The sequence below is a fragment of the Pseudomonas sp. Ost2 genome (assembly GCF_018326065.1).
GTDB lineage: Bacteria > Pseudomonadota > Gammaproteobacteria > Pseudomonadales > Pseudomonadaceae > Aquipseudomonas > Aquipseudomonas gingeri.
The window spans coordinates 833,309-845,666 of record NZ_AP021904.1; the positions used below are offsets into that span (position 1 = coordinate 833,309).

The window sequence follows — 12,358 nt, forward strand, 5'->3', positions numbered from 1 at the left end:
GGAACGATCAGGGCGGTTGTTACTCCGCCGCCTCCAGACTGTACTTGCTCAGGATCGCCGCATACTCGCCGCTCTTCTTCGTTTCCTCGAAGGCCTTGAGCAAGGCCTGGTACACCGCGTCATTGCCCTTCTTCACGAAGATCCCGAGGGTCTGCTGGTAGATCGGATGCTCGGTGGTCACTACCACCCGGCCCTTGGTCCGTTCGGCGATCATCTTCGCCGCGCCGGCAATCTCCACCTGCGCCTGGATATTGCTCGACAACAGCGCCTGGGTGACTTCCGGCGCCGACGGATATTCACTGACCGTGATCGCGCCCTTGCCCTTGGGCACGCAGTAATCGGTGGACAGCTTCTGGAACTGCGCGACCCAGGTCGTGCCCTGCTCCAGCCCGACCTTCAGCCCGCAGAGGTCTTCCGGAGTGGTCGGTTTCAGCGCGCTGTCCTTGGGCACCATGATTGCCGCGCCGGTCTTGGCGTAGGCAATCGTCATGGCCTGGGTCTGGCGCTCGGGAGTGATGTACATGCCGGAAATGATCGCGTCGAACTTGCCGGCATTGAGGCCCATGATCAGGCTCGGGAACTTGGTGTCGATAAATTCCGCCTTGCTGTCCATGTGCCTGGCCAGCGCCTGGGACAGCTCCGGATCGGAGCCGACCACGTTCTTCTCGGCGTCATAGGACTCGAACGGCGGGTAGGTGATTTCCATGCCGACTTTCAGTTGGCCGGGGGTGGCGGTCGCGGCGGCGAAAACGCTGCCGGCGCAGAGCAGGCCGGTGGCGACCAGGGTCAGGCGGGGGAGGTGCTTGAGCATGTGCGATAACTCCAGGATGAGAAGGTAAGCGGCAGGTTCAGGAAGGCTGCGCCTGGTTTTTCAAATGACCGAAGCTCGATGGCTTGCGGGCTTTTTCCGGCAGGGCGATCTCGCCGTTTTCCACGCGCTTGCGCAGGTACTGGTAGGTCTGCAGGGCCTGGCCATACATGTGTTCGCCGATGGCGATCTGTTCGTATTCCTGGCCGGCCCGGGCAAAGCTGGGCAGCGGCTGGATCAGGGTATGGAAGTCGCAGGCATAGAACAGCGGGAAGGAGTAGCGCTCCTCGCTCACGGTGCGCACGCGGTGGGCGGTGGCGACAAAGGTGCCGGCGGTCATCACTTCGAGCATGTCGCCGATGTTCACCACGAACGCGCCGGGAATCGGCGGCGCGTCGATCCACTGGCCCAGGTCGTTCATCACCTCCAGGCCGGGCTTGTCGGCCAGCAGGATGGTGAAACACTCGTAGTCGGTGTGGGCACCGATACCGGGGGCGTCCTGGGCGGCATCGTCGAACGGGTAGTGGATCAGTCGCAGCTTCGATGGCGGCCGGCTGACCAGGCTGTCGAAAGTGTTTTCCTCCAGCCCCAGGGCCAGGGCGAAACCGCCGAACAGCTTGCGCCCGAGGGCGAACACGGCGGCGTAGTAGGCCTGCACGGCTTCCTTGAAACCGGGCAATGACGGCCACTCGTTCGGCCCCAGCAGAGGCGTGCCGGCGAGCACCAGCGGATCGTCCGCCGGCACTTCGAAACCGATGTCGAAGGCTTCCTTGTGGTCCGGCTTGCCCTTGGCGTACACCTCTTCGCCCTCGGGCACGAAACCCTTGTGGCTCTTCGACGTGCCGATGTAGTGCTGCATCTTGGCTTCGAGCGGCTGGGCGAAGTAGTCCTTCGCCGCCTGGCGCAGGTTGGCGATCAGTTGCGGATCGATGCCGTGCTCGGTGATGTAGAGGAAGCCGACCTCGCTGGCGGCGGCCCCCAGTTGCTCGGCGACCGCCAGGCGATGCTCCAGCTCGACGCTGAACAGCCCGGCGATATTCACCACCGGAATGCTCTTGAAGTTGGCTTGGGCCGGACTGTTATGGCTGTTCTCAGGCATGACGCAAACACCTCACGGGTGGGTTGATTGGCTGAAGCGGTCGAAGTGCGCGCGTTCGGTCCCGGCCATCCAGACGTTCAGCGACCACAGGTCGGCGACCGGGACATTGGTGAAGGGCAGGTGATGCAGATAGCCGTCGGCGCCGAACTCCGGGGTCAGGGTGCTGACGGCATAGCCGCGGGCCTGCTGGGAACGCCAGATGCTTTCCCAGTGGGCCTGGTGGAAGGCCAGTTCGCGGGCGTATTCCGGGGCGCCGGGGTGTGGCACCTGAGGGCCCTGGTCATAGCCGACCCGGGCCTGGATATGGTGGACGCGTTCGACAAACGGCCCCAGGTCATCGGCCGGATCGTCCAGCAGGCGTTCGCAGGTGACGATCCAGTGGCTGATATCGCTGGTGAAGCGCAGGTCGGGCAGTTGGCGGATCAGTTCGAGGGTCAGCCAGGGGTTGAACAGCGAACGCGAGCGGTGGGTTTCGAAGCAGCAGGTCTGCCCCGATTGGCGAGCCAGGTCCATGGCCGCACCGAAGAATTCCACCTGTTGCGCCAGGGGCCAGCGGTCGTTGCCGGCCAGCACGTTGACGAAGCGCGGCTCCAGTTCGGCGGCCCAGGCCAGTTTCTGTTCGAGATCGCGCAGGTGCTCGGCGGGCGGCGCGGCCTGCTCGGGGAGCACGTCGTAGGCGGTGAAGACCGTGCTGATATAGCCCAGTCGATTGGCCCGCAGGAAGGCGGCGAACTCGGCGCGTTCCCGGGCCTGCAACGGCAGGCGCGCTTCCATGCCGTCGAAGCCGGCGCCCAGCAACTCGTCGAGTGCCTGGGCCTTGCTCGCGGTGTAGCCCCAGAGGGTGCGGAAAATCTCCAGTTTCATCGGTGAACCTCAACCAGACCTTGAGCTGCTCGAAGCACGCCACGGCACATGGCCAGGGCGGGCGGTTACGGCAGTAGCAAAAGGTTTCGTCGAGCCGGCTCTCTGTGGAGCCGGTCTCACCGCGAGGCGGGGAGGGATCAATCACGCTGGCGTCGATCTTAGACAGCCACGGACGCAGAGAAGAATAGGAAACCTCAAATCCATACTTCAGAGATTCATGAACTATTAGCCGGCTATCTACCGCCTTGGCTTGACGCTGGCAGGCCAGTGATATGCTATCGTTGCGGCATCATTCCTACATAGTTTCAAGAGAATCCCTGCATGAACGTGGCTGTCTGGACGACAGAGCGGTGGTTTGGCTGGAGACAGCTGGGGCTGTCCGCCATGCTCTGTTTGTTCACGCACTTGAGTAGTGCCCAGGACACCGTCGCCCCTGGCGCCGCCGACCAGCGCGCCCAGGCCGTCACCCAGGTGGTGCTCGGCATCCTCAGTTATGCGCGCTGGCCGGTGGAGCCCGCGCAGCTGCGCTTGTGCATCATCGGTCCCACCGAATACACCGACGACCTGGTCAAGGGCACCACCCAGGCCACCGGCCGGCCGGTGCTGGTGCAGCGCCTGCTGGCCGACAACGCCACCGTCGCCAGCGCCTGTGATGCGGTGTATATCGGCAAGCTCACCAGTGACGAACGCAGCCGCCTGTTCAACGCCCTCAACGGCCATGCCGTGCTGAGCATCAGCGAAGGTGGCGATCAATGTACCGTCGGCAGCCTGTTCTGCCTGCGCGTGGCGGACAGCCAGGTGTCGTTCGAGGTCAACCTGGATTCGGTGGCCCGCAGCGGCGTGCGCATTCACCCGAGTGTCCTGCAACTGTCCCGTCGTCGGGCCGCACAGCCATGATCGGTCTGCACAAGCCGGAAGTCCGCCGCAGCCTGCGCTCGGTGCTGGGGCGCGGGCACCTGATGGCGGCGCTGGCGGCGGTCGGGCTGGTCAGCGTGTCCCTGACCTTTCTCGGCGTGCTGGCGCTGCGGGTCTATGCCGATCACAACCTGCACCTGATCGCCCGCTCCATCAGCTACACCGTCGAGGCGGCGGTGGTGTTCAACGACAGCAGCGCGGCGACCGAAGCCCTCGACGTGATCGCCGCCACCGAGGAAGTGGCCGACGCCCAGGTGTTCACCGCCAACGGCCAGCGCCTGGCCCACTGGCAGCGACCGGAGACCGGTCTGATGTCGCAGTTGGAAACGCAATTGGCGCGGTCTCTGCTCGAACAACCCATCGAACTGCCGATCCTGCACCAAGACCGCGAAATCGGCAGCGTGCGCCTGACCGGCCATGGCGGCAGCATGCTGCGCTTCCTGCTCAGCGGGCTGGCGGGGATCCTGGTCTGCAGCGTGCTGGCCGCCTGGCTGGGCCTGTACCTGGCCCGCCGGTTGTTGCGCGGGATCATCGTTCCGCTGCGCAGCCTCGCCGAAGTGGCCCACGCGGCCCGCAGCGAGCGGGCCTTCGATCGTCGCGTGCCGGCGGCGGAGATCGTCGAGCTGGACAACCTCGGCACCGACTTCAATGCCCTGCTCGACGAACTGGAAGCCTGGCAGACCCACATCCAGAGCGAGAACGAATCCCTCGCCCACCAGGCCAGCCACGACAGCCTGACCGGCCTGCCCAACCGGGCGTTTTTCGAGGGCCGCCTGATGCGTGCCCTGCGCAATGGCGCCAAGCAGGGCGAGCGGGTCGGCGTGCTGTTTCTCGACAGCGACCGCTTCAAGCAGATCAACGACAACTTCGGCCATGCCGCGGGCGATGCGGTGCTGATGGCCGTGGCCACGCGGGTGCGGGCGCAGTTGCGCGAGGACGACCTGGTGGCGCGCCTGGGCGGTGACGAGTTCGCCGTGCTGCTGACACCGCTGCACGCGATCGAAGACGCCGAGCGCATCGCCGACAAGATCATCGCCAGCATGGAAATGCCGATTGCCGTGCCCGGTCAGGCCCAGGTCGTGACCTCCCTCAGTATCGGTATCGCCGTCTACCCCGATCATGGCACCAGCCCCGGCACCCTGCTCAATGCAGCCGATGCCGCGATGTACCAAGCCAAGCGCCTTTCCCGAGGCGGGCAACACACGGCGGAGTCGGAGCACTCCGCAGCCACTGTTCAGATCAGGAGTTGAACCCTTGTATACCTTTACCCAGCGTTCCCTGCGATTCTTCGGTGTCTTCCTGTTCACGGCGCTGCTGGCCCTGGCCGGCTGCCAGACCGCCCCGCAAAAAGGCCTGAGCCCGGCGCAGATCGCCGTGCTCAAGCAACAGGGGTTCGAACTGACGGACGAGGGCTGGGCCTTCGGCCTGTCGGGCAAGGTGTTGTTCGGCAGTGACCTGGAAGTACTGAACAAGGAAAGCCACGACATCGTCGAGCGCATCGCCAAGGCCCTGCTCGGCGTGGACATCCAGCGGGTGCGGGTCGACGGTCACACCGATGCGTCGGGCAAGGAAGCCTACAACGAACAGCTCTCCGTACGGCGCGCCAACAGCGTGGCGACGGTGCTGGAGCAGACCGGCATGAAGAAGGAAAACATCGAGATCCGTGGCCTGGGCAGCCGCGAGCCGGTGGCCTCCAACAGCACGGCCGCCGGTCGTACGGAGAACCGTCGGGTGTCGATCGTGGTGATTGCCGACTGAGTATCAGGCGCCTGACGATCTGGACACATTATGAAATAACATACGCCGCTCTTTCTCGAGTTGTACCCATGCGGGTATAAGTGATGGCCCTGCCAGGCAGGGGCGTCGACTGAGAGGAAGTTTGAATGGCAACTGTTCAATGGGTCAGTCGGGCAGCTTTGATCCCGTCCGTGTTATGGGACACCTGTTTCAACCATGTCGAAGGTCGCTGGTGGTACGAGGCGCTGGAGGCTAGCGGTCTCGATGACCAGTTCGAATTCGCCTATGCGGTGGTCGAGCGCGACGGCCAGCCCATCGGCCTGGCCCCGACCTTTATCATGGACGTGCCGATGGAACTGGTGGTGCCGCCACTGATCGCCAGGCTGATGCGGGTGATCCCGGCGTTGCGTTACCAGCGCACCCTGTTCGTCGGCTCGCCCTGTTCGGACGAAGGCGCGGTGGGCGTGATGCCCGGTTATTCCCTCGGCGATATCCTGCTGCCGCTGCAAGATGCGCTGACCCGCCGTGGCCATGAGAAAAAGGTCGCGATGACGGTCTGGAAGGACTTCGGCGAAGCCGAGAAGCCGGCGCTCGAAGCCCTCAGCCAGGCTCGCCGGTTGTTTCCCATGGTCAGCTTTCCCGGCACGACGGTCGAGTTGGCGGCGGGCGGTTTCGAGGGTTACCTCAAGGGGCTCAAGAGCCGTCATCGTTATCGCCTGAAAAAGAAGCTCAAGGACGGCCTGGCCCACGGCGCCCACGAAGTGCGGGTGCTGCAGCAACCGGACGAGCAGACCCTGGACGCGGTATTCGCGCTGTTCCAGCAGACCTACGAAAAGGGCAAGACCAAGTTCGAGCGTCTGAATATCGAGTTCTTCCGCCAGATCGCCGCCAAGCCCCAGTCCCACTTCATCCTGATGACCGATGCGCACAGCGGCAAGCTGGTGGCGTTCATGTTGTGCTTCCTGGTGGGCGACAAGGCCATCAACAAATTCATCGGCATCGACTATGCCGTGGGCATGCAGTCGCACCTGTACTTCCAGCTTTGGGAGCAGGCGGTGAAATGGGCCTGCGGTGTTGGCGCCACCCGCCTGGAAAGCGGCCAGACCGGCTACAGCGCCAAGCGCGAGGTCGGCCATCAACTGGTCCCGCTGGACTGCTACTGCCGGCACCGCAACCCATTGCTGCACCGCGTATTCGGCGCGGTGGCCAAGGGCATCAACTGGCAGAACCTGGATCCCGACCTGCGGCAGATGGCCGAGGCTGAATAGCACCGCGACCTGTGGGAGCGGGCCTGTCGGCGAAGAGGCCCGGAAGGCTTGCACCCTGTGGGAGCGGGCTTGCCCGCGAAAGCGGTGGTGGGGCTGGCATCGTCATCGCTGGCAAGCCAGCTCCTACAGGGTTCCAGGCTGGACGACAGTCCGTGGTGAGCCCCCATCCTGTGGGAGCGGGCTTGCCCGCGAAAGCGGTGGTGGGGCTGGTATCGTCATCGCTGGCAAGCCAGCTCCTACAGGGTTCCAGGCTGGACGACAGTCCGTGGTGAGCCCACATCCTGTGGGAGCGGGCTTGCCCGCGAAAGCGGCGGCGCGGCTGGCATCGTCATCGCTGGCAAGCCTCCAGGCTGGACGACAGTCCGTGGTGAGCCCCCCATCCTGTGGGAGCGGGCTTGCCCGCGAAAGCGGTGGTGCGGCTGGCATCGTCATCGCCGGCAAGCCAGCTCCTACAGGGTTCGTCACGATCGTTCCCACGCTCCGCGTGGGAATGCAGCCCGTGACGCTCTGCGTCACAAGAGCGGACGCAGAGCGTCCAGTAAGGCATCCCTTTGCCGCGCCTGGGAACGATCAGCCGTCACCGTAATGGCACCTGTTTCAGGGTGTAAAAGTGGCAGCTATTCGGCAGATCGCTGGACTATAGTTCGGCAGTCATCGACGAATCGGTGACCGGTCTTAGCCGACTGAAACTACTACGAAACGCAGAAGCGCCCTATGATATTGGCGCTTTTTGCTGTCTGGCTTTTTGTCATGGCGGCTGTGCGTGGGACACCCTCGGGTGTGCCGGGTTTCGTAATAGTCCCGGTCGGCTAACCCGCGTACAGCTGCCACCTTCGTTTGTTTAGCCGCAGATGTTGGTGACTCCATAACTATTACGGAGTTACACCATGACCAATTTCCGCCCGCTACAAAGCAATCTCACCCAAGTCCCCGTGCTCTACCTCAACCTCGACGCCCCGGTGCGCGATCTCTACGAGCTGGCCGTACAACGCATCAAGGCGGCTCGCGACCTGAGCCACAGCCTGACCTGCATGAGCATCGGCAATACCTGTGACCGTGACCTCTATCACTTTGCCGGCGCGGCCTATCTACTGTTGCAGGACGGTTGTGACGCCCTCGATGCGTTGCAGCGGCGGATCCCCGATCCCCAGCCCGACGCGTTGCGGGCCTGATGGGGTACACCCCAAAACGCTGAAAACGCCACCTGACTTGTAGGAGCCGGGCTTGCCCGCGAAGCTTTTAGCGATCTCAAGGGCCCCTTCGCGGCGATGCTGCGCCCCGACAAGCCCCGCTCCTACAGGGGCCCGCGCCCGGCCTTGCTGAGCGCCAGGCCTCAATGCGTGTTGTCGGTATCCGGCGTCCAGAATTCCTTGGGTTTAACGATATTCGTGAGCGTTTGTGGATCGCCATTGCGCTGTTTCGTGGAAACACCGTGCATTTATTTTTTTGATGTCCAGTGGTTATCGACGGGGCTAAATAAATCCCGCTGCAGAGGTTCTACACCAGCGAACTGCCAAGGGCTACACACACATCATCAAACGGGCTATAGTGTATGTACAAAAGTAAATACAGGATGTCCCATGCATTTTGAATGGGACGAGATCAAGAACCAGGCCAACATCCGTAAGCACGGCATTGACTTCAACGACGTGCCGGATATTTTCCAGCATCCAATGCTGGCCTTGCGTGATGATCGAACGGATTACGGTGAGGAGCGCTGGATCAGCATTGGATGGATCAAGATATTGCTTGGCGTGGTCGTCTATACCGAACGGCGGGGCGATGCGATCCGCATTATCTCTGCCCGAAAAGCTACCAAGCAGGAGGCCAAATACTATGCCGAAAGAATCGAAAACTGATTGGGAGCGCCTGGACAAGCTGAGCGACCAGGAAATCGATACCAGCGAAATTCCCGAACTGGGCGAAGACTTCTTCCGCCGCGCCGAATTGCGTGTGCCGGTGAAGCGGGCGGTCACCATCCGTCTGGACGCTGACGTGCTGGAGTGGTTCAAGGGGCAAGGTACCGGCTACCAGACGCGTATCAACCAGCTACTGCGCCAATATATGCAGGCTCATCAGAGCCGATAGGGCTAGCGCCCCACACCCACCCTCAATCGTGAAACACCATGCTCCGCGTCTCTCCCATCAGCAGCGCCTGGTTGCGCTCGGTCACTTCGCGGATGTAATCCCACAACAAGGTAATGCGCTTCAACTTGCGCAGGTCCTCCCGGCAGTACATCCAGAATTGTCGGGTGATGTTCACTTCGTCCGGCAGCACCGGTAGCAGGTTCGGGTCCTGGGCCGCGAGGAAGCAGGGCAGGATCGCCAGCGCGCGGCCCTGCTGCGCGGCGACGAACTGGGCGATCACGCTGGTGCTGCGCAGGTTGGCGGTGGCGCTGGGCAGGACGTTCGCCAGGTACAGCAGCTCGTTGCTGAAGGCCAGGTCGTCGACATAACTGACAAACCGATGCCGGCCCAGGTCGCTGGCGCGACGGATCGCCGGGTGCTGGTCCAGATACTCGCGGGTCGCGTACAACTGCAGGCGGTAGTCGCAGAGCTTGCAGCAGACATACGGCCCATGCTCCGGGCGCTCCAGGGCAATGACGATATCCGCCTCGCGCTTGGACAGGCTGATGAAGTGCGGCAGCGGCAGGATATCGACGGAGATCGCCGGGTACGCCTCGACGAAATGACTCAACTGCGGGGTGATGAAGAAACTGCCGAAGCCTTCCGTGCAACCCATGCGCACATGCCCGGAAAGCGCTACACCCGAGCCGGAAACCTGCTCGCAGGCCATGTGCAGGGTGCTTTCGATGGACTCGGCGTAGCCCAGCAGACGCTGGCCTTCGGCGGTCAGGACAAAGCCGTTGGTCCGCGACTTCTCGAACAGCAAGGTGCCGAGCGCCGCCTCCAGCGAACTGATGCGCCGCGACACCGTGGTGTAGTCCACCGCCAGGCGCTTGGCCGCGCTGCTGGCCTTGCGGGTACGAGCGACCTCGAGGAAAAACTTCAGGTCGTCCCAGTTCAATGAACCCAAAGACGTGATGTTTTTTTGCATGTTGGTCCGGTTTTTATGTGCGTTCTTATTAGAAGAATGCACATCTATACTCCAAAAACAGTCCAGTCACCATGCTCGGCGCTGCCTCGCCCGTCTCGGACCCTTGCACCAGGATTCGCCCCTACAATAATTCAGGAGACTTCCATGAACGTTTCTCTCAAGCCCGACGCTACCCTCAAGACCGCCAGGTTGCTGATCGACGGTGAATGGGTCGAATCCAGGACCAGCGAATGGCATGACATCGTCAATCCGGCGACCCAGGAAGTCCTGGCCAAGGTCCCGTTCGCCACCGCCGATGAAGTCGACGCCGCCATCGCCGCCGCGCACCGTGCCTTCCAGACCTGGAAGCTGACCCCGATCGGCGCGCGCATGCGCATCATGCTCAAGTTGCAGGCACTGATCCGCGAACACTCCAGGCGCATCGCCGTGGTCCTCAGCGCCGAGCAGGGCAAGACCATCGCCGACGCCGAGGGCGATATCTTCCGCGGCCTGGAAGTGGTGGAGCACGCCTGTTCCATCGGCACCCTGCAAATGGGCGAGTTCGCCGAGAACGTCGCCGGTGGTGTCGATACCTACACCCTGCGCCAACCCATCGGCGTCTGCGCCGGGATCACCCCGTTCAACTTCCCGGCGATGATTCCGCTGTGGATGTTCCCGATGGCGATCGCCTGCGGCAATACCTTCGTGCTCAAGCCTTCCGAGCAGGACCCGCTGTCGACGCTGCTGCTGGTGGAGCTGGCGCTGGAAGCCGGGGTTCCGCCGGGCGTGCTGAACGTGGTGCACGGCGGCAAGGACGTGGTGGACGCCTTGTGCACCCACAAGGACATCAAGGCGGTGTCCTTTGTCGGTTCGACCGCAGTCGGCACCCATGTCTATGACCTCGCCGGTCGTCACGGCAAGCGCGTACAGTCGATGATGGGCGCGAAGAACCATGCGGTGGTGCTGCCCGATGCCAACCGCGAACAGACCCTCAATGCCCTGGTCGGTGCCGGTTTCGGCGCGGCCGGCCAACGCTGCATGGCCACTTCGGTGGTGGTGCTGGTGGGCGCGGCGAAACAATGGCTGCCGGACCTCAAGGCCCTGGCGCAGAAACTCAAGGTCAACGCCGGCAGCGAGCCGGGCACCGATGTCGGCCCGCTGATTTCCAAGCGGGCGAAAGAGCGCGTGCTGGGCCTGATCGAAAGCGGCATCGAGGAAGGCGCCAAGCTCGAGCTGGACGGTCGCGACATCCAGGTGCCGGGCTTCGAGCATGGCAACTTCGTCGGCCCGACCCTGTTCTCCGGGGTGACCACCGACATGCAGATCTACACCCAGGAAATCTTCGGCCCGGTGCTGGTGGTGCTGGAAGTCGACACCCTCGACGAGGCGATTGCCCTGGTCAACGCCAATCCGTTCGGCAACGGCACCGGCCTGTTCACCCAGAGCGGCGCGTCGGCGCGCAAGTTCCAGAGTGAAATCGACATCGGCCAGGTGGGCATCAACATCCCGATCCCGGTGCCGGTACCGTTCTTCAGCTTCACCGGTTCGCGCGGTTCCAAGCTCGGCGACCTCGGCCCGTACGGCAAGCAGGTGGTGCAGTTCTACACTCAGACCAAGACCGTCACCAGTCGCTGGTTCGACGATGACAGCGTCAATCACGGTGTGAACACCACCATCAACCTGCGCTGAGGGAGGAACGGGCCATGAAGATCGCATTTATCGGACTGGGCAACATGGGCGCGCCGATGGCGCGCAACCTGATCAAGGCCGGGCACAGCCTGAATCTGTTCGACCTGAACAAGACCGTGCTGGAAGAGCTGGCGGCCCTTGGCGGGACCATCAGCGGCTCGCCGAAAGCCGCGGCCCAGGGCAGCGAGCTGGTGATCACCATGCTGCCGGCCGCCGCCCATGTGCGCAGTGTCTGGCTGGGCGAGGACGGCGTCCTGGCGGGTATCGCCAGCGGCGTGCCGGCGGTGGATTGCAGCACCATCGACCCGCAGACCGCCAAGGATGTCGCGGCCGCCGCGGCGAAACAGGGCGTGGCCATGGCTGATGCGCCGGTGTCCGGCGGTACCGGCGGTGCCGCGGCCGGGACCCTGACCTTCATGGTCGGCGCCTCCGTCGAACTGTTCGCCACCCTGCAGCCGGTGCTGGCGCAGATGGGCCGCAATATCGTCCATTGCGGCGAAGTCGGCACCGGGCAGATCGCCAAGATCTGCAACAACCTGCTGCTGGGCATTTCCATGGTCGGGGTCAGCGAAGCGATGGCCCTCGGTGCGGCGCTGGGCATCGACACCCAGGTGTTGGCCGGCGTGATCAACAGCTCCACCGGGCGCTGCTGGAGTTCCGACACCTACAATCCGTGGCCGGGGATCATCGAAACGGCGCCGGCTTCCCGGGGTTATACCGGTGGTTTCGGTGCCGAGCTGATGCTCAAGGACCTCGGCCTGGCCACCGAGGCCGGGCGCCAGGCCCACCAGCCGGTGGTGCTCGGTGCCGTGGCGCAGCAGCTTTACCAGGCCATGAGCCTGCGCGGCGAAGGCGGCAAGGACTTCTCGGCGATCATCAACAGCTATCGCAAACCCGAATAAGGGTTTTTTCCGGGGGCTCGCGTCGGGCGGGCCGCCGGT

The 12,358-nt window shown here is 63.5% G+C and carries 13 protein-coding genes; 9 read left to right on the forward strand and 4 right to left on the reverse strand.

Features of this window, described 5'->3' with window-relative positions:
- Window positions 1–19: 19 nt before the first annotated feature.
- From KI243_RS03570 to KI243_RS03580, 3 genes are read right to left on the reverse strand one after another with little or no spacing between them, the layout of a single operon-like run.
- Window positions 20–811, reverse strand: coding sequence for an ABC transporter substrate-binding protein (locus KI243_RS03570; RefSeq protein ID WP_017126677.1), 792 nt, complete (start codon window positions 809–811; stop codon window positions 20–22).
- 37 nt (window positions 812–848) lie between these two features.
- Window positions 849–1,907 (reverse strand): 2-oxoglutarate and iron-dependent oxygenase domain-containing protein, encoded by a 1,059-nt coding sequence (locus KI243_RS03575; RefSeq protein WP_017126678.1) that lies wholly within the window; start codon window positions 1,905–1,907, stop codon window positions 849–851.
- A 12-nt stretch (window positions 1,908–1,919) separates the two neighbouring features.
- Window positions 1,920–2,771, reverse strand: a complete 852-nt coding sequence (locus KI243_RS03580; RefSeq protein WP_017126679.1) for a TIM barrel protein — start codon at window positions 2,769–2,771, stop codon at window positions 1,920–1,922.
- A gap of 321 nt (window positions 2,772–3,092) precedes the next feature.
- Between KI243_RS03580 and KI243_RS03585 the strand changes: the two genes are divergently transcribed.
- The 7 genes from KI243_RS03585 (at window position 3,093) to KI243_RS03615 (ending at window position 8,779) form a co-directional block, all read left to right on the forward strand.
- The gene (locus tag KI243_RS03585) at window positions 3,093–3,668 is read left to right on the forward strand and encodes a YfiR family protein (protein WP_042935512.1); all 576 of its coding nucleotides are present in this window, start codon (window positions 3,093–3,095) and stop codon (window positions 3,666–3,668) included.
- Window positions 3,665–4,936 (forward strand): diguanylate cyclase, encoded by a 1,272-nt coding sequence (locus tag KI243_RS03590; protein WP_212810458.1) that lies wholly within the window; start codon window positions 3,665–3,667, stop codon window positions 4,934–4,936. The genes KI243_RS03585 and KI243_RS03590 overlap by 4 nt, the downstream gene beginning before the upstream one ends.
- A 4-nt stretch (window positions 4,937–4,940) precedes the next feature.
- The gene (locus KI243_RS03595) at window positions 4,941–5,444 is read left to right on the forward strand and encodes an OmpA family protein (RefSeq protein WP_017126682.1); all 504 of its coding nucleotides are present in this window, start codon (window positions 4,941–4,943) and stop codon (window positions 5,442–5,444) included.
- A 125-nt stretch (window positions 5,445–5,569) separates the two neighbouring features.
- On the forward strand, window positions 5,570–6,691 hold the full coding sequence (locus tag KI243_RS03600) for a GNAT family N-acetyltransferase (protein ID WP_083875353.1): 1,122 nt from the start codon (window positions 5,570–5,572) through the stop codon (window positions 6,689–6,691).
- Window positions 6,692–7,578: 887 nt separating this feature from the next.
- Window positions 7,579–7,863, forward strand: a complete 285-nt coding sequence (locus tag KI243_RS03605; RefSeq protein WP_017126684.1) for a hypothetical protein — start codon at window positions 7,579–7,581, stop codon at window positions 7,861–7,863.
- Window positions 7,864–8,271: 408 nt separating this feature from the next.
- Window positions 8,272–8,550 (forward strand): BrnT family toxin, encoded by a 279-nt coding sequence (locus tag KI243_RS03610; protein ID WP_177059473.1) that lies wholly within the window; start codon window positions 8,272–8,274, stop codon window positions 8,548–8,550.
- A complete protein-coding gene (locus KI243_RS03615) occupies window positions 8,528–8,779 on the forward strand; it encodes a BrnA antitoxin family protein (protein WP_212810459.1) in 252 nt (83 codons plus the stop codon). Before KI243_RS03610 ends, KI243_RS03615 begins: the two co-directional genes overlap by 23 nt.
- Before the next feature lie 22 nt (window positions 8,780–8,801).
- Here the strand turns inward: KI243_RS03615 and KI243_RS03620 are convergent, their stop codons facing one another.
- Complete coding sequence (locus tag KI243_RS03620) at window positions 8,802–9,749, reverse strand: LysR family transcriptional regulator (RefSeq protein ID WP_017126687.1); 948 nt, start codon at window positions 9,747–9,749, stop codon at window positions 8,802–8,804.
- A gap of 144 nt (window positions 9,750–9,893) precedes the next feature.
- Here KI243_RS03620 and KI243_RS03625 point away from each other — a divergent pair, with 144 nt between their 5' ends.
- Both KI243_RS03625 and mmsB read left to right on the forward strand, forming a co-directional pair.
- Entirely contained in the window at window positions 9,894–11,417 is a 1,524-nt protein-coding gene (locus tag KI243_RS03625; RefSeq protein WP_212810460.1) for a CoA-acylating methylmalonate-semialdehyde dehydrogenase, read from the forward strand.
- Between the two features lie 14 nt (window positions 11,418–11,431).
- Window positions 11,432–12,319 (forward strand): 3-hydroxyisobutyrate dehydrogenase, encoded by an 888-nt coding sequence (gene mmsB, locus KI243_RS03630; protein ID WP_212810461.1) that lies wholly within the window; start codon window positions 11,432–11,434, stop codon window positions 12,317–12,319.
- The last annotated feature ends 39 nt before the right edge of the window (window positions 12,320–12,358 follow it).

What these genes read in the sequence shown, in the direction of transcription:
- KI243_RS03625 (WP_212810460.1), top strand. Translation starts at nt 9,894, where the DNA reads ATGAACGTTTCTCTCAAGCCCGACGCTACCCTCAAGACCGCCAGGTTG.
- KI243_RS03615 (WP_212810459.1), top strand. Translation starts at nt 8,528, where the DNA reads ATGCCGAAAGAATCGAAAACTGATTGGGAGCGCCTGGACAAGCTGAGC.
- KI243_RS03570 (WP_017126677.1), bottom strand. Translation starts at nt 811, where the DNA reads ATGCTCAAGCACCTCCCCCGCCTGACCCTGGTCGCCACCGGCCTGCTC.
- KI243_RS03600 (WP_083875353.1), top strand. Translation starts at nt 5,570, where the DNA reads ATGGCAACTGTTCAATGGGTCAGTCGGGCAGCTTTGATCCCGTCCGTG.
- mmsB (WP_212810461.1), top strand. Translation starts at nt 11,432, where the DNA reads ATGAAGATCGCATTTATCGGACTGGGCAACATGGGCGCGCCGATGGCG.
- KI243_RS03585 (WP_042935512.1), top strand. Translation starts at nt 3,093, where the DNA reads ATGAACGTGGCTGTCTGGACGACAGAGCGGTGGTTTGGCTGGAGACAG.
- KI243_RS03590 (WP_212810458.1), top strand. Translation starts at nt 3,665, where the DNA reads ATGATCGGTCTGCACAAGCCGGAAGTCCGCCGCAGCCTGCGCTCGGTG.
- KI243_RS03605 (WP_017126684.1), top strand. Translation starts at nt 7,579, where the DNA reads ATGACCAATTTCCGCCCGCTACAAAGCAATCTCACCCAAGTCCCCGTG.
- KI243_RS03580 (WP_017126679.1), bottom strand. Translation starts at nt 2,771, where the DNA reads ATGAAACTGGAGATTTTCCGCACCCTCTGGGGCTACACCGCGAGCAAG.
- KI243_RS03610 (WP_177059473.1), top strand. Translation starts at nt 8,272, where the DNA reads ATGCATTTTGAATGGGACGAGATCAAGAACCAGGCCAACATCCGTAAG.
- KI243_RS03575 (WP_017126678.1), bottom strand. Translation starts at nt 1,907, where the DNA reads ATGCCTGAGAACAGCCATAACAGTCCGGCCCAAGCCAACTTCAAGAGC.
- KI243_RS03620 (WP_017126687.1), bottom strand. Translation starts at nt 9,749, where the DNA reads ATGCAAAAAAACATCACGTCTTTGGGTTCATTGAACTGGGACGACCTG.